This window comes from Acinetobacter sp. 22323, from assembly GCF_052044895.1.
Taxonomy (GTDB): Bacteria; Pseudomonadota; Gammaproteobacteria; order Pseudomonadales; family Moraxellaceae; genus Acinetobacter; species Acinetobacter schindleri.
In genome coordinates this window covers 1-15,270 of the sequence record NZ_JBQEOL010000030.1, presented here as the reverse complement: position 1 = coordinate 15,270, position 15,270 = coordinate 1, and the positions used below count along the sequence as shown (strand labels likewise).

15 protein-coding genes and 1 pseudogene are annotated in these 15,270 nt (G+C 38.5%); 6 read left to right on the top strand and 10 right to left on the bottom strand.

All coding sequences use genetic code 11. The features are described 5' to 3' along the window. Positions 1 to 60 precede the first annotated feature (60 nt). From ACTJIX_RS14365 to ACTJIX_RS14350, 4 genes are read left to right on the top strand one after another with little or no spacing between them, the layout of a single operon-like run. Positions 61 to 516 carry a helix-turn-helix domain-containing protein gene (locus tag ACTJIX_RS14365; protein WP_004973749.1) on the top strand — a complete coding sequence of 152 codons (456 nt, stop codon included), beginning with the start codon at positions 61 to 63 and terminating at the stop codon, positions 514 to 516. Beyond that, positions 506 to 1,072 (top strand): IS630 family transposase, encoded by a 567-nt coding sequence (locus ACTJIX_RS14360; RefSeq protein WP_121533679.1) that lies wholly within the window; start codon positions 506 to 508, stop codon positions 1,070 to 1,072. The genes ACTJIX_RS14365 and ACTJIX_RS14360 overlap by 11 nt, the downstream gene beginning before the upstream one ends. Before the next feature lie 9 nt (positions 1,073 to 1,081). Then, complete coding sequence (locus tag ACTJIX_RS14355) at positions 1,082 to 2,974, top strand: copper resistance system multicopper oxidase (protein ID WP_440611554.1); 1,893 nt, start codon at positions 1,082 to 1,084, stop codon at positions 2,972 to 2,974. Next, the gene (locus tag ACTJIX_RS14350) at positions 2,961 to 3,881 is read left to right on the top strand and encodes a copper resistance protein B (protein WP_440611553.1); all 921 of its coding nucleotides are present in this window, start codon (positions 2,961 to 2,963) and stop codon (positions 3,879 to 3,881) included. The genes ACTJIX_RS14355 and ACTJIX_RS14350 overlap by 14 nt, the downstream gene beginning before the upstream one ends. Before the next feature lie 232 nt (positions 3,882 to 4,113). On the opposite strand, the gene ACTJIX_RS14345 is transcribed toward ACTJIX_RS14350, so the two are convergent. Beyond that, complete coding sequence (locus ACTJIX_RS14345) at positions 4,114 to 5,418, bottom strand: Y-family DNA polymerase (protein WP_034584491.1); 1,305 nt, start codon at positions 5,416 to 5,418, stop codon at positions 4,114 to 4,116. A 15-nt stretch (positions 5,419 to 5,433) separates the two neighbouring features. Beyond that, on the bottom strand, positions 5,434 to 6,012 hold the full coding sequence (locus ACTJIX_RS14340) for a LexA family protein (RefSeq protein WP_016658836.1): 579 nt from the start codon (positions 6,010 to 6,012) through the stop codon (positions 5,434 to 5,436). 409 nt (positions 6,013 to 6,421) lie between these two features. Between ACTJIX_RS14340 and ACTJIX_RS14335 the strand changes: the two genes are divergently transcribed. Both ACTJIX_RS14335 and ACTJIX_RS14330 read left to right on the top strand, forming a co-directional pair. Continuing rightward, entirely contained in the window at positions 6,422 to 6,868 is a 447-nt protein-coding gene (locus tag ACTJIX_RS14335) for a ribbon-helix-helix protein, CopG family (RefSeq protein WP_016658834.1), read from the top strand. Positions 6,869 to 7,409: 541 nt separating this feature from the next. Beyond that, positions 7,410 to 7,739 carry a four-helix bundle copper-binding protein gene (locus ACTJIX_RS14330; RefSeq protein WP_016658833.1) on the top strand — a complete coding sequence of 110 codons (330 nt, stop codon included), beginning with the start codon at positions 7,410 to 7,412 and terminating at the stop codon, positions 7,737 to 7,739. Positions 7,740 to 7,867: 128 nt separating this feature from the next. On the opposite strand, the pseudogene ACTJIX_RS14325 reads toward ACTJIX_RS14330, so the two are convergent. The 8 genes and pseudogenes from ACTJIX_RS14325 to ACTJIX_RS14290 form a co-directional block, all read right to left on the bottom strand. Beyond that, positions 7,868 to 8,160, bottom strand: a pseudogene (locus tag ACTJIX_RS14325) (type II toxin-antitoxin system RelE family toxin). Next, positions 8,150 to 8,395, bottom strand: a complete 246-nt coding sequence (locus ACTJIX_RS14320) for a type II toxin-antitoxin system RelB/DinJ family antitoxin (protein WP_000246755.1) — start codon at positions 8,393 to 8,395, stop codon at positions 8,150 to 8,152. The pseudogene ACTJIX_RS14325 and the gene ACTJIX_RS14320 overlap by 11 nt, the downstream one beginning before the upstream one ends. A gap of 109 nt (positions 8,396 to 8,504) precedes the next feature. Beyond that, positions 8,505 to 9,830 carry an ISNCY family transposase gene (locus ACTJIX_RS14315; RefSeq protein WP_082180210.1) on the bottom strand — a complete coding sequence of 442 codons (1,326 nt, stop codon included), beginning with the start codon at positions 9,828 to 9,830 and terminating at the stop codon, positions 8,505 to 8,507. A 231-nt stretch (positions 9,831 to 10,061) separates the two neighbouring features. Then, positions 10,062 to 10,994, bottom strand: coding sequence for a copper resistance protein B (locus ACTJIX_RS14310; RefSeq protein ID WP_103800916.1), 933 nt, complete (start codon positions 10,992 to 10,994; stop codon positions 10,062 to 10,064). Beyond that, a complete protein-coding gene (locus ACTJIX_RS14305; RefSeq protein WP_004897649.1) occupies positions 10,981 to 11,319 on the bottom strand; it encodes a hypothetical protein in 339 nt (112 codons plus the stop codon). The genes ACTJIX_RS14310 and ACTJIX_RS14305 overlap by 14 nt, the downstream gene beginning before the upstream one ends. After that, the gene (locus ACTJIX_RS14300) at positions 11,306 to 13,171 is read right to left on the bottom strand and encodes a copper resistance system multicopper oxidase (protein ID WP_104470970.1); all 1,866 of its coding nucleotides are present in this window, start codon (positions 13,169 to 13,171) and stop codon (positions 11,306 to 11,308) included. The genes ACTJIX_RS14305 and ACTJIX_RS14300 overlap by 14 nt, the downstream gene beginning before the upstream one ends. A 694-nt stretch (positions 13,172 to 13,865) precedes the next feature. Next, complete coding sequence (locus tag ACTJIX_RS14295) at positions 13,866 to 14,102, bottom strand: hypothetical protein (protein WP_005021575.1); 237 nt, start codon at positions 14,100 to 14,102, stop codon at positions 13,866 to 13,868. Between the two features lie 39 nt (positions 14,103 to 14,141). After that, positions 14,142 to 15,074, bottom strand: coding sequence for an IS5 family transposase (locus ACTJIX_RS14290; protein WP_005021578.1), 933 nt, complete (start codon positions 15,072 to 15,074; stop codon positions 14,142 to 14,144). Positions 15,075 to 15,270 lie beyond the last annotated feature (196 nt).

The following is a 15,270-nucleotide window of genomic DNA, read 5'->3' as shown; positions in this document are numbered from 1 at the left end:
TAAGTTGACAAAAATAACTAATCATGCGAAAAAGTTTTTTTAGTTAACAGATGTTCACACATGCCTCGAATTGTTTCTGTACCACTTAGTTTAGAACAGCGAGAACGACTCATTTTTCTGGCCAAGCATGCAAAACATTGGCGTGAAAGACAACGTGCCCAAACTATTCTCTGGCTTTCTGAAGGTAAAAGTGTTGCGGAAGTTGCCACTCTACAAGAACGTATCCCAGAAACCATAAGGCTACAACGCCGACGTTGGGAATTGTATGAGTTTGAATCGATTAAAGAAGGTCATCGCTCAGGTCGGCCCAATACATTGATCTCAGACTATCAGGCGAAAATCCTAGATTGGGTCAATACAAGTCCACTCAATGCAGAACAAATCCGAGTCAAACTACATGAAGAATACGAAGTGTCCGTGTCTGTTGAAACCATTCGTAAGTTTTTACGTGATTCAGGTATGGTCTTCAAGCGTACCCGTCATAGCTTGAAAAAAAAGAGATCCGATTGCATTTGAACAAGCAACACAGCAGATTGAAAAATTACGAGAGCAAGCGGCACGTGGTGAAATTATATTAGGTTATGTTGATGAAACAGGGTTTTCATCTACACCTGATAACCGCTATGCGTGGACAAAGATAGGTGATGTTCATGCGGTTGATGCAATAAGATTAAAACGAGTTAATGTCATGGGGTGTTTGCTTTCAACGGGGAAACTGGTGACAAGTTGTTTACAAGAGTCTGTTACAAGCACTTGGTTTTATGCCTATTTAACTGGAATAGCTCAACAAGTAAAACAGACTTATAACCTTCCATTGGTTCTTATTGTTGATAATGCCTCGATTCATAGAAGTAAAAAGATGGCTGATTACAGAGAGCTACTTAAAAGTAACTTTTCGACGAATTTGTATTTTATTCCAGCTTATAGCCCTGAGTTAAATCGAATCGAGATGGTATGGAAGCAGATGAAATATTATTGGCGAGATTTTCAAGTCATGACAGCTGATAAAATAGAGCAATGGGTGGAGAGAGTATCAAACCAATTCGGAAAAGAATACATGTTTACTTTTTAATGACAGCTTATACTCTTAATTGGAGTTGGTTTATTTTCATCAACTTGGGTAATGGCGGCAGTTAAAGAATATGATTTAACAATCGCTGAACAAACTGTAAATATCACAGGAAAACCAGTTGAGAGAATTACTGTAAATGGTAAATTCGTTGCACCACTTCTTGAATTTGAAGAAGGTGATGAGGCCGTTATCCGTGTTCACAATAAGTTAAAAAATCAGGACTCTTCAATCCATTGGCATGGCTTATTATTACCTGGAATTATGGATGGTGTACCTGGATTTAACAAATTTAATGGCATTGCCCCTAATAAAACTTATGAATATAAGTTTAAAGTCCGCCAAAATGGTACTTATTGGTATCATTCACATAGTAAAGGACAAGAACAAGACGGTTTATATGGTGCTTTTGTTATTTATCCTAAAGATAAAACTCCACTAACAGCTGCTGAAAAAACCGATAAAGATTACGTTGTTTTGCTTTCTGATTTTCATAATTCAACAAGTGATCAAATTATGAAAAATCTTAAAAAAGAAGCAGATTACTATCAGAACCGTCGCGAAACAGTATTCGATGTATTAAAACAAGTTAAACGTGATGGATTAAAGGCAACTTGGCAAGACCGCTCTATGTGGAATCAGATGCGGATGTTGAAAACAGATATGTCCGATGTGACTGGTTATACATTTTTAATGAATGGCAAAACACCTCAGCAAAACTGGACCGGTAACTTCAAAGCTGGTGAAAAAGTTCGCCTTCGTTTTATTAATGCTTCCGCTATGTCATTCTTTGATGTACGCATTCCAAACCTAAAAATGACTGTAGTCAGTGCTGATGGTCAACCTGTAAAGCCCGTTCCTGTAGATGAGTTCCGTATTGGTACTGCTGAAACCTATGATGTCATTGTGGAACCAAAACAAGCACATTACCAAATTGAAGCTGAATCTATTGATCGTACCGGTTTTGCAGTGGGAACATTACATGAAGAAAGCAGCCCAGCAGTCAAACAAATTGAGATGCCTAAATCTCGCCCTCGTGCTTTATTAACTATGGAAGATATGGGGATGAGCCATGACATGTCATCTATGAAAGATATGAATCACGATATGTCTTCTATGAAAGATATGAATCATGATATGTCTTCAATGAAAGGCATGAATCACGATATGTCTTCTATGAAAGGTATGGATCATGATATGTCTTCAATGAAACATATGAATCATGATATGTCTTCTATGAAAGGCATGAATCACGATATGTCTTCTATGAAAGGTATGGATCATGATATGTCTTCTATGAAAGGTATGGATCATGATATGCCGATGAATAGCTCTACTGTTAAGGCGGCTTCAGACAAGAATGATAATACCGTATTTGGATGGGCAAATGCTTCAACACCTGAAGGTAATAAAGCATTGCAATATAGTGATTTGCAATCGTTAGATCCTCAAAAAGACACTCGTGCAGCTGAACGTGAAATAGAGATCCGTCTTGGTGGAAACATGGAGCGTTATATTTGGACAATGAATGGTAAAAAATTTAATGAAGCCGACCCACTAGTGGTGAAGTATGGTGAACGTATTCGCTTAAAATTTGTCAATGACAGTATGATGGCTCACCCAATGCACTTACATGGCATGTTTATGCAGCTTGAGAATGGTCAGGATCCAAGCAATATGCCAAACAAACATACGGTAATTGTTCCACCTGGGAAAACGATAACCACTCTACTCACAGCTGATGAGTTAGGTGAGTGGGCTATTCATTGTCACCTGCTTTACCATATGAGTGCAGGAATGATGAATAAACTCATTGTAGCTCAAGTGGAAGATGGTAATTCTACAAAGACTGTTCCTCAGTCCCAAGTAAATGAGAAGGGAGTAAATCCACATGCACATCACTAATAATTTGTTTTCAAAAACAACTTTGATGATTGCGCTATTTGGATTATCAAATCTAACGTTCGCTAAAAATGAAACTCCTGTACAAGAAAGTAATATTACAAATGGTATGAGAGTCTTATTACAGGAGTCTGGTGGCTTAAGATATAGCCCCCAAGAATTGTATCCAGAATATTATTCAATGGAAAATGCAAATGGGGGAGATAATATTATTTTGACTGCAAGAAAGAGATCAGACGGATCTCACGATGATCATCTTAAAGAACATGGCGGACAAATTTATCAAGTAACAAGACTTGAAAATGCATGGATGGTTGATGAAGACGGTAAGGGCAACCTAGGAACAAAGCTTGAAACTTTGATTGGAACAGATGAAAATCGTCTATTTATTGAAGCCAATTCGGAAAAGTCAGAAAGTAATGATCCAAAATATGCTGTATCAGCACTTTATAGCCGTAATGTAGCCCCATTTTGGGATGTACAAGCTGGGGTAAGATATAGTGAAGATAAAAATAACAGCAGCAGCGATCGAGTGGATGGGGTTATTGGTATATTAGGTCTAGCTCCTTATTTCTTTGAAACACAAGCATATCTTTATGGCGGTGAGAATAATTTTTGGGGAGCAAGTTTTGAATTAGAACGTGATTTGCTTTTAACTCAGAAACTTATTACTCAACCTTATATCGAAGCAGATGTAATATTTAGCGATGATTCTAACTATGCTGCAAAATCAGGTTTATCAGAACTAAAAACTGGTATCAAAACCCGATATGAGATTACTAAGCGAATTAAACCTTTCATTGATGTTGCTTACCAATATGAAAAAGGACAGAAAGCCACTTCTATGCAAGAGGCAACAGAGTCTGAAAAGGGATGGAAATATGGTGCAGGCATCGAATTAGTTTTTTAAAATAGTATGATTTGGATTCATGAATGGTAGCTTCGGCTACTATTCATGTCTATGAATCACACACATAAATGATGTAATGCCCATAAGCAGATAGTGTCTATGAAAACACTCATGTTTATGGGCATTTTTTATGTAGATAATCTTTGATTAGGTAGTTGTAAAATACAACTATTTGGCAATCAATAAACAACTATTGTGAAACCAAAACGAAATCAATTTATAGGCAGGATATTTACTTTACACAAAGCAGTTGATCCCACTTAAAGTAGTTCTGTGTTAGTCGATCTCGTGACATATTCCATGTTCTGTTCAGCATTAAACTCGCGCCTAAGGCAATTTTGGTTTTGCCATACTTAAGATGAATCGCTTCAAGGGAATCCATCAAGGAATTGCTGACTTCGATGTGTTTCATATCAGTGAACATGTCATACACATGGTTTTCCTTTGGTTCGAGACACGTCAGAATCACGCCGCATTTCTTGAATGCTATATCCTTTGCATACAGGCCATCAATCATCGTTGTAGCGAGTTTAGAGAGCACCAATAAGTTGTCGGTAGGTTCTGGTAAAGCTAAAGATAAAGATTTGTTGTAGAAGGGCTTTGAGCTATCAAATGGGTTTGATTGAACGAAACCAATCAGACAACCACACAACAAATTATCATCTCTCAGTCTGCTAACAGCATCCATGACATACAGCGACATGGCTTCCTTGAGATCATCTGTGTGATAGACCCTCTGCCCAAAGGAGCGACTAGCAATGATTTGCTTCTTTGCAGGTGGAGTATGTTCCAATTCAATGCAAGCAATTCCATGGAGTTCCAATAAGGTTCTGTGCATCACTACAGAGAATTGGTCTCGGATCATCAGAGGGGAAGCCAAGACAAAATCCATCACTGAATGAATCCCCATACTGTTGAGCCTCTTCGTATGCTTTCGACCAATGCCCCATACTTCACTTACATCAATTGCTTGATATACGCTCTCGGCTGAGCATGGATCCATTGAAACCAAGTTGCATACGCCATTGAAGTAATCGTTCTTCTTGGCAATATGGTTTGCGAGTTTCGCTTCAGTCTTTGAGCGTCCTATGCCAATACATACAGGTAAACCAAGCCAAGAAAACAAACGCTGACGAATCTGATGGGCATATTCAGTCAAGTCGTAATTCCCTGCATGAGCTGTCAGATCCAGAAAGCACTCATCAATCGAGTAAATTTCCTGCTCTTTAGGAGATACAAAATCGGATAGGATTTTCATGAATCTGCGAGACATTTCTGCATACAGTGCATAATTGCTCGATAGCACCTGAACATTATGGCGCTCTACGATGTCCTTGATCTGGAAGAGAGGAACACCCATTTTGATGCCCAAGTCTTTGGCTTCTTGGGAACGTGCCACAGCACAGCCATCATTGTTGGATAGCACAATGACAGGCTTATTGTTCAGACTAGGGTTGAAGACACGTTCACAACTGACATAGCAATTATTGATGTCTACAAGTGCATAGATCTTCTGGTGAGCTACTTGCATGAGCATGAAACCAATCAAGTATTAACGCTTTCTGAATGGCTTGATGACAAAAGTCACTACACCCCAAATTAGCATTTCCTGCCCATCTTGCAGATGAATGTCGGAATACTCAGGGTTCTCTGCTTTAAGCCAACGATTATCATCACTTTCGATCATGAGGCGTTTTACAGTGAACTCATTGTCGATCAGTGCAATCACGATGTCTTCATGCTTGGCTTCAATGCTACGGTCTACAATCAGTTCGTCATCAATCTCAATACCTGCATCTCTCATCGAAAGCGATGCGACCTTCACAATGAAGGTTGCAGCCTCGTTTTTGATGAGGTGTTCATTCATATCCAAGGTTTTGTCTATGTAATCCTGAGCAGGAGAAGGGAAGCCAGCAGCAACCTTTTCTGAAGCCAAGGGAATACTCATCACCGAGCTTGGATTCACTAAGGTAATGGATGCTATATCGTTGAATTTTGTCTTGGTTGATTCTGCTAGGTAGTTCTTGATTTCAATGACACGAGACTCTGGTACTCGAACGACCTTGGTTGGTTCATCATACAATGGTTTTCTTCCTGCACCATCTCTACTACCACCGCGTTGTCCAGCCATATAATTCACTCCCCAATAATTGAATATGTAACATAATCAAAGAATATGGAGAGATTTTTGCTAAGGCAATGAAATTACGATGAATGGTTGATGTGAATCATCAAATGATGTTCCTTTGAGCAGACCTTTACTATGTCAACGTAGAGGTCAAACCAAGAGGAAGAATAGTTAGTGCCGCCTTCGGCGGTGTTTTGGGATAACCGATTAATGCAAATCCAAACCAAAGGAAACCACTATGAAAATCATGAACCGTACCGGGTTTGTCGGAGAGTCAATATTCTCAGAGACTATCCCGATGACAAAATTAAAATATACCCCTGAAATCAGAGAAAGAGCGGTTCAAAAAATTTGAAACCACCATCTTAATGATATACTCTAATTGATATACATTTAGATTGGGTTGTTTATAATGTTGATGCTTCGATTACCTGTAGAATTAGAAAAACAGTTAGATCAACTGGCTGAAAAGAGTCAAAGAACGAAATCATTTTTAGCCAGAGAAGCTATTTCTATGAGTATTGAGAGCTTATCGAAAAAATATATACATGAAAACAAAGGGTTAAGTTACATGAATATTAATCTATATGAAACTCTCGTTAAATTTTTTTCTACACCAGTTAATTTAGAAACTGAATCTAGAAAATCTAAATTTATTATGTTTAGTGAGGACGGGAAATTATTTGTTCACAATAACAAAGATAATATTCGCCCTTTAAGCACTGATGAAGTTGATAATTTTTATAAGATTTTTAAGGAAACTGGAAGTCGATCTCCATCAACCTATACCGATGTAACCTTCAACTCATCATATATTCTTGCTGCACTATCTCATTTAAAAGAACAAGCTATTATTTAAATAGCTTATACAAATAAAAAACCCCGGCATCCTGCCGGGGTTTTTTATTGGAACATTAGGTCTTTGTGCTCTTGCATGTCTTATATAGCGCCATCCTGGTGCTTATTTTTTATTATATGGAACTTCCTGTTCCTGACCATTCAATAATATGAAAATTCCAGTATGCCGCATAGCAGCAAAGGGCCGAGATTCACGTAAGCCTAGGCCTACAAAATAGCCTAAATTTTTAAGTGATTGATTATTATATTAATATACAAGTGTACTTCGTATAACGCCCATTATGTTAAATAGAGGGAAAATCTATTTTTAAAGTGATAAAATTATTGCAGTTATTTTAAGAATAGCTGCTTTTGATACTTGATCATCTATCCTAATTAAAAACTGTTTTTTAATAATTTGGAATATAAATAAGATTTAGTTAAAATTAACATTATTCATATAAATTAACATTATGTATTACATTTACTAATAATTTAAAATAATTAGTAGAAAAAAATTATGTTTTAATTATTTCTTTGATTATATAAGTTGAGAGTAAAAAATGATTAATACGGAATTTTCAAAGTGTATTTCTGCATGTACAAACTGTTCACTTATTTGTACTGAATGTGCAACTTCTTGTTTAAAAGAAAAAGATTTAGAGATGATGCGTGAATGTATTCAACGTTGTCTAGAATGTGCAGATATTTGTCAGTTATGTGTGCGTATGCAACAACATAACTCACCTTTCCTCAAAGAGATTTGTGAGCTTTGTGCTAAGATCTGTGAATATTGTGCGGAAGAGTGTGAAAAACATTCACATGATCATTGTAAAAAATGTGCTGAGGCTTGCCGTCAGTGTGCAGAAGAATGTCGAAAAATTGCCATGTAAAATACTTCAATAATGTTAATTATATGGCTCTAGACTAACATAATCATTCTGCTAGTCTAGAGCCTTTCCTAAAATTAACATAATACACCTTATACGAAGCCAAAAATGGGAGCTTTAAGCTCCCATTTTTAGTCTTTAATTCGCTTTTTCGCTTCGTCATAAACTATGCTATCAGCTCGTTTTCCGACGGTAATGAGCAGCATAACTACCTGATCATCTTTAACTTGATAGACAAGTCGGACACCAGCTTTTAATAATTTGATTTTATAGCAACCTGCAAGATCGCCTCTAAGCATATTCTTTGGAATATGTGGCTGCTCTATGACTTTGGCTAGTTTCTTTTTAAATTGATCTCGTATAGCAACAGGGAGTTTTCCCATTCTGCTGTAAAGTCCTTGTGACGTAAAAGCTTATAAGTCATCTAATGTGACTTCCTCAAACATCTCTTTAGGATCATTAATGCGCTTACGGACAAGAGCTAATAATTCTTCATCTTCTTCCGAAAGCAAAGCTTTTTTGACAGGCAGTTTCCCAGTCGTAGCAACATACTCAAGAATACTAGTGAAGAAATCAGTAGGTGCAATACCTTGCTCTTTAAGGATTGAATAAGATTTTTCTTTAAGGGCTTCATCGATCCTGAAGTTAACAGTAGCCATCATATTTCCCAAGTATTTAATGTACTAGGAATATTGTAATGCAAATTGCATTACAAGTCGTGTTATTCCCAAGTAGAAATGTCCTACCTTAAAACTAAATAGAAATGTCCTATACAGACATTTCCAAGTCAAGCACAGGATTTAGATTTCGTTGTTGAATTGCTGTTTTCTGTGCACGTCTGCTTGGCATCTTTTGAGAACGATTGCGTTTATTTTGTTGTTCTAGTTCTTCATGCTGCTGTTGAATATGGGCTAATACAGAACCCAAACGTTTATTTTCAACAATCTCTCGCTGGTTGAGCTGACTTAATTTATCGAAGATGCTGTAATTGATTTTTCTTCCCTGATATTCAATCGCGACTGTACTATCCGGGTATTCCAGAAACTCAAGATACTTACCAATCAATCTTTGGTTTTCTTCCGTGTTTTCCAGGAGATATACGCATTTATCATAAGTGATCGTCAGGCTATTCGTGACTCTGCGGGGTTCACGCCAGGTAAAAATATCATCTAATTCTTCGGCTGTTTCAGTGACAGTCCGGTGTAGATCCTTGGGATTAAAGGCCATCTTGGCAAACTTCTGATTGAACTGCTCAATGAAGCAGGGTAGCCAGGCATTGGCTTCGGCAATCGAACTGATGCCTTCCAGACGCATTTCTTTGATCAGACGGTCCTGAAGCGTTCTATTGGCTCGTTCTACACGGCCTTTGGCCTGTGGTGAATTAGCGAAGATAATATCGATATTCAGGGTGCTGAGTACGCGCCCAAACTGGGTAATCTTGGTGTCTTTCTTACTGCTTTGATTCACCCTGAAGACTGAATGTTTATCGCTGTAGAAGGCTAAAGGCTTACCATGCTGCTCAACATACAAACGTGTTGAAATCATATAGTCAAAGGTTGATTCCGACTCACAGAAGCGTAAATGCTGTAATTTGCCTGTGGCATCATCGATAAATACCAGCAGACAGCATTTAGGGGCTCGACCTTCAAACCAGTCATGGTGTGAGCCATCAATTTGAATCAGTTCACCATAACAGTCCCGGTTATAACGAGGCTGATACGGGCGTTTCAGACGCTTGGCGCGAGGAATCCATAAATCGGCTGCAATCATCCAGGAACGCAGTGTTTCCACTGAAATATCAAAGCCATGAACGGTGGTGAGCTTTTCATGCGCTAAAGTGGGTCCGAAACCATGCAGTTGATCAGAAACAATATTGAGGCACTTGAGTCTGAGCTCTTCAGGAAGCCTGAAATTGCTGATTTGACCACGACCGGCATGGGCTAATGCAGCTGGGCCTTGAGCTTTGTATTTCTGCAGTAAACGTCTGATCTGACGCTCTGAAATATGAAGTAGCTGAGCAGCTTGGGACTGGGTTATGCGTTGATCACAGATTTCCTGCAAGACCGACAATCGTTTAAGTTCTTTATCCGACATAGACACCAACATATCAAACCGTCCGCTAAGAAAATTGCAAAAGCGCATATTCTAAAAGCGGACATTTTTACTTTGGAGAAACCGGACATTTCTACTTTGGGCTTACAAGTCGACTTCGCATAACAGCCATTATGTTAAATGGAAGGAAGCAAAATAAGTTAACATTTTGCTTCCGGCCACATTAAGCTAGAGTTTTATTTAAATAAAGCTATTTAGTAATCATTAAATTAATTAAAATCTAAATCTAACACCTGCTCCATATAACCAACCTTTTTCAGAGTTTGATTCTATTTGCCACGACGTTCCATCATTCCCTTTTGAATAGTCATAGCCAATGTCAATATACGGCATGATCTTTTTACTGATTTCATAGCGAGTTTCAAGCCCTGCTGTCGCACTGCTTAAACCAGTTTTTTTCGCATATTTAGAATCATCACTAAAGACCACATCCAACTCTAAATAGGGTTGAATAATCAACTTTTGCGTAATCAGAAAATCACGTTCTGTTTCTAGGCTAAAGCCCGCATAACTGTCTTCTCCCGCATAGAGATAAGCATCAGTTTCAAAGAAATATGGCGCCATACCATGTAAGCCAATCACCGCATCAACACTTTCTTCTGTATCTTTGCGATGATCATCGAGTTCAACTTTTTCACTGCGATAACGTGCACCAATCTGTGCATCCCAAAAGTCTGAAATCATACGGCTATATAAAAGTTTGGCATCGTAATGTGCATCATGCGATTCTTCTTTATCGGCATGAACTTTAATAAAAACCTTATTTTCATCTGTGCCAATACGGGTTTCAAACTCTGACTTTAAACCGCCTGTGCCATCTTCATTGACAAGCCACTTATTGTCCACCGTCGTAATCGCATAAATTTGCGCACCGTGTTCTGAGCGATGATCATAATGTAAACTCTGCTGAGCATTCGCATCGGGTACAAGATGTAAATGATTAACCGTAGATGTTGCCTGATGTTGTGCATGATTCATCTGACCATGGTTCATTTGTATCGACTGATTTTGACTAGAAGATGCAACAGCAGCTGTCACTTTTGCAGGTGCACTATGATCTTCGCCATTATGTGCCAAACTCACTGCGCTAATCATCAACAACGAGCTTGCTAAAACAGTTTTAGAAAAAAGATTAATGGTGCGCATGTTGATCTCCTTTCTGTACTTTTTGATCTTGCTGTTTCTCTGTTGATTTGTGATGCATTGGCTGATGACCTGCATGTTGATGGTTCATCGGTGCTGAATGTGCAGCATGATTCATTTTCCCCATCATCTGCATGTGTTGTGCATGCTCTTGTGGAGAATGCTGTGAATGATCCATCTCAGACATCGCTTGATGATTCATTGATGGTACATTTTTTCCATCAGTCTGAGCAGTTGAATGATGCCCTTCGTGCGCCAAACTTAAGCTTGTTAAACTCAATACCGCAACAGAAAAAAACGCTTTAAATACAAAATTAGTGATGTGCATGTCCAGCTCCTTTTTGCTCAGTTACTTGGTGAGTTTGAGTCGAATTTGTACCTTGAATTGGCGTTGTAGACACTTGTTCATCGCTAACATTTGCCACGATCAACTTGTTCATCATTCCTGCACTCATGTGATACAACAAATGACAATGGATTGCCCATTCGCCCAACTCATCCGCAGTTAATAAAGCAGTCACTGTTTTACCCGGTGGTACAATCAATGTGTGTTTATTCGGCATATCTACCGACTCTTGACCATTCTCCAACTGCATAAACATGCCATGTAAATGCATGGGGTGCGCCATCATACTGTCATTAATAAATTTGATACGGATACGCTCGCCATACTTCACTTTTAATGGCTCAGCATCGCTGAATTTTTTACCGTTAATCGTCCAAATATAACGCTCCATAGTACCGCCCAAACGCACTACTAATTCACTGCTAGCTTCACGAGTATCTTTTTGCGGTTCTAAAGATTTTAAATCACTATATTGCAAGGCTTTATTGCCCGCAGGTGTAGATGCATTTGCCCAACCATAAACCACTTGATCATTTTCTTGTGGTTTTGCTGTGCCATGCTGTGAATGATCCATTTTCGAGTGATCCATGCCTTGCATATCGCCATGGTTCATTTTTGAATGATCCATTTTCGAGTGATCCATGCCTTGCATATCGCCATGGTTCATTTTTGAATGATCCATTTTCGAGTGATCCATGCCTTGCATATTGCCGTGGTTCATTTTCGAATGATCCATTCCTGCATGATCACCGCCACCATGTCCCATATCTTCCATGGTCAAAAGTGAGCGTGGACGTGGTGCAGGCATATGAATGCCATGTGTCATAGGATTTAATTCATTGTGCAGTGTACCAATCGCATAGCCTGCACGGTCAATTGACTCAGCTTCAATTTGATAATGTCCGCCTTTTGGCTCCACAATCACATCATAAGTTTCAGCTGTGCCAATACGAAACTCATCCACAGCAACAGGTTTTACAGGCTGACCATCAGCACTGACCACAGTCATTTTCAAGTTAGGAATACGGACATCGTAGAAAGACATCGCAGATGCATTCACAAAACGTAGGCGAATTTTTTCATTCGGTTTAAACATTCCTGTCCAATTTTGTTCAGGTGTTTTGCCATTAATGAGGAAGGTATAACCTGTAACATCCGACATGTCGGTTTTTAGCATACGCATCTGATTCCACATTTTGCGGTCAGACCATGTCGCTTTTATGCCATCACGTTTAACCTGCTTCCAAACATCACCCAAGGTTTCACGCTGATCTTGATAATATTCAGCTGAAATTTTAAGATCTTTCTGAATTTGATCACTGGTTTTTTCATGAAAATCTGACAACATCACCACATAGTCACGTTCAGCTTTTTCATGTGCTGCCAATGGTGTTTTACCTTTTGGATAAATCACAAAAGAACCATATAAGCCGTCCTGTTCCTGTCCTTTAGAATGAGCGTGATACCAATAAGTCCCGCTTTGGCGAATCTTGAATTTATAAACATACTCGCTTTGAGGCTTAATACCGTTAAAACCATTAAATCCCGGTACACCATCCATAATGCCCGGCAACAACAGTCCGTGCCAATGAATAGAAGAATCTTGGTTTTTTAAATTATTTTTCACGCGAATGATGGCTTCATCACCCTCTTCAAACTCAAGCAAAGGCGCAGGAAATTGACCATTTACGGTAATGCGCTTTACAGGCTTTCCAGTTGGGCTGACCACTGCTTCATCAATAACAAGCTGATATTCACGCACTTCGGCAAAAACCAAAGGCGACGATGCAAAACAAATACCTGCTAATAGGTACGAACTAATTTTATGAGACATAACTTAACCTTAATTTTTGAAAAATAAATAAATTTTAAAAAAATTGGTTAAGTTTTAGGAGGACGTGAAATTTCTTGCCAATACCCATTTAGATATTGGTTGGGGTAATAAAAATTAGGCTGATCTATAGAATAGAAGGTATCTAGGGGATCTAGCGAGCTTTGCAAAGAATGAAGATATGAGATCTGTGTCTGGCAGGATAAGCTAGAACATTCCTGACACTTTTTGTGATCTATATTCTGATTAAGAGCTAAATGATTATGGCAATCGGTATTCGTCTGTACTTCGTGATTAATACCATGTTGAGTGACTTGCTGTGCTTGATCTAAACAATGATCTTGGCTCATTTCAGTTTGCATATTGATATGCATTATCTTTACTGATGCAACAGACACACTACTCCATCCTATGGCAAAAACCATAAGAAAACAAAACCAAAGTTTTTTGGAGAGATGAGTCAACACGAATGCTATCTAGGAATAGAATTTAATCCAAAATATCTTAACGGAATTTCAAATATTTACAACCCAATATAATTTAGTAGTTTCTCTAAAATTAACATAATACAGCTTATACGAAATTATTTTAATTTTTCATTTAAAATCAATCATATAATTACACAACAAAAAGCCCGATCACACTAGATTGGGCTTTTTACGTGAACAGTCATGTTCCATGCCTGTATGGATAGTCACTACATTTCCAGGCGTTCAAGTTTCTTAATGATTTCAGCTTTCGCTTTATCCAATAACTCTGGATTCGTTTTAGATGATAGTAATTCTTTAGGCTTATTCCCGAGAAAATACGCTATTCGCTCCGCATTGGCTCCCGAAGGATGGGGTAAACCACTTAAAACCTGATTACTATTAAGGATACCGTCCTGAATCAGCATTTCAAATACCTGACATACTTTCGGCCGGCTTTGTTGCATAAAGGTTTGAAAGGCTGATTTCCCTTAAGCTACTCAAATTTAAGAGACAACTTGGGTATGAGGGCGACCTAATTCTGTGAATTTATTCAAAACTGCCATGCGTGCATGGATCTCATTCACCTGACTTGGAAAACTCCGCGCTGTTAATTTATCGCCTAATAATTTGATGCAATGCATCTTGGTTTCAACCAAACTTCGACGGTGATAACCAGACCACTTTTTCCAAAGCGATCTGCCTAGCCGTTTGACTGTCTTTAATAATTCATTCCGCTCTATAGACCTCGCTTGCTGATCCTTCCAAGGCTTTGCATTCTTTCTAGGTGGAATGATCGCATGTGCATCTCGATCTAAAATGACTTGTCGGCAGTGCTTTGTGTCATAAGCACCATCTGTATAAACAGAATCAATTGGTTCATCCAAGGGAATTTGAGCAAGTAAATCTTCGAGTACTTGAGAATCACTGACATTATTTATGGTGAGTTGTACTGCACGTATTTGCAGGGTTTTAGCATCCATAGCAATGTGAAGCTTACGCCATTGGCGACGATATTCAGCCCCATGTTTCTTGCGTTTCCATTCACCTTCACCAAGAAACTTCAAACCAGTAGAGTCTACGAGTAGATGCAGTCCATCACTACTTTTTTGATAGCTAATCGCAATATCAATATGCTTTTGTCTACGACAAAGGGTGGAATAATCCGGAGCTGTCCAATCTAATCCGGAGAGTTTAATCAGACTTTGAACAAAACCTGTGACCATACGTAAAGAGAGTCGGAATAGTAATTTGATCATTGAGCAGCATTGAATCGCTGTATCGGAGTAGGTTTGATTTCGACCTTGCTTGCCTTGTGATTGTGCATACCACTGAGTCTTTGGATCAAACCAAATGGAAATATTACCTCGGTTAATTAAGGCTCGGTTATAGGATGACCAATTGGTTGTACGGTAGATTTTAGAGGCAGGCTTATTCATTTTGAAATTATATTGCTGAATAAGCTTTTGATGCTAGGTTTGTGCAACACAGCCCTTCTCAATTAAGACCTAGTCATAAGTTCATAACTTATGTAACTTTATAATTTCATCTTCCTGGCTAATTAATCCAGATCAGTTCTTCGTACTAGTGGAACATGTAATTTTAGTGCTGCACTTCCATATATGGACAAATCCC

Excerpts from the sequence above, each read along its gene's own strand:
- ACTJIX_RS14305 (WP_004897649.1), bottom strand. The coding sequence starts at position 11,319 with ATGCACATCACTAATTTTGTATTTAAAGCGTTTTTTTCTGTTGCGGTA.
- ACTJIX_RS14295 (WP_005021575.1), bottom strand. The coding sequence starts at position 14,102 with ATGCAACAAAGCCGGCCGAAAGTATGTCAGGTATTTGAAATGCTGATT.
- ACTJIX_RS14290 (WP_005021578.1), bottom strand. The coding sequence starts at position 15,074 with ATGAATAAGCCTGCCTCTAAAATCTACCGTACAACCAATTGGTCATCC.
- ACTJIX_RS14320 (WP_000246755.1), bottom strand. The coding sequence starts at position 8,395 with ATGGCTACTGTTAACTTCAGGATCGATGAAGCCCTTAAAGAAAAATCT.
- ACTJIX_RS14310 (WP_103800916.1), bottom strand. The coding sequence starts at position 10,994 with ATGCGCACCATTAATCTTTTTTCTAAAACTGTTTTAGCAAGCTCGTTG.
- ACTJIX_RS14335 (WP_016658834.1), top strand. The coding sequence starts at position 6,422 with ATGTTGATGCTTCGATTACCTGTAGAATTAGAAAAACAGTTAGATCAA.
- ACTJIX_RS14365 (WP_004973749.1), top strand. The coding sequence starts at position 61 with ATGCCTCGAATTGTTTCTGTACCACTTAGTTTAGAACAGCGAGAACGA.
- ACTJIX_RS14300 (WP_104470970.1), bottom strand. The coding sequence starts at position 13,171 with ATGTCTCATAAAATTAGTTCGTACCTATTAGCAGGTATTTGTTTTGCA.
- ACTJIX_RS14350 (WP_440611553.1), top strand. The coding sequence starts at position 2,961 with ATGCACATCACTAATAATTTGTTTTCAAAAACAACTTTGATGATTGCG.
- ACTJIX_RS14345 (WP_034584491.1), bottom strand. The coding sequence starts at position 5,418 with ATGCTCATGCAAGTAGCTCACCAGAAGATCTATGCACTTGTAGACATC.
- ACTJIX_RS14340 (WP_016658836.1), bottom strand. The coding sequence starts at position 6,012 with ATGGCTGGACAACGCGGTGGTAGTAGAGATGGTGCAGGAAGAAAACCA.
- ACTJIX_RS14315 (WP_082180210.1), bottom strand. The coding sequence starts at position 9,830 with ATGTCGGATAAAGAACTTAAACGATTGTCGGTCTTGCAGGAAATCTGT.
- ACTJIX_RS14330 (WP_016658833.1), top strand. The coding sequence starts at position 7,410 with ATGATTAATACGGAATTTTCAAAGTGTATTTCTGCATGTACAAACTGT.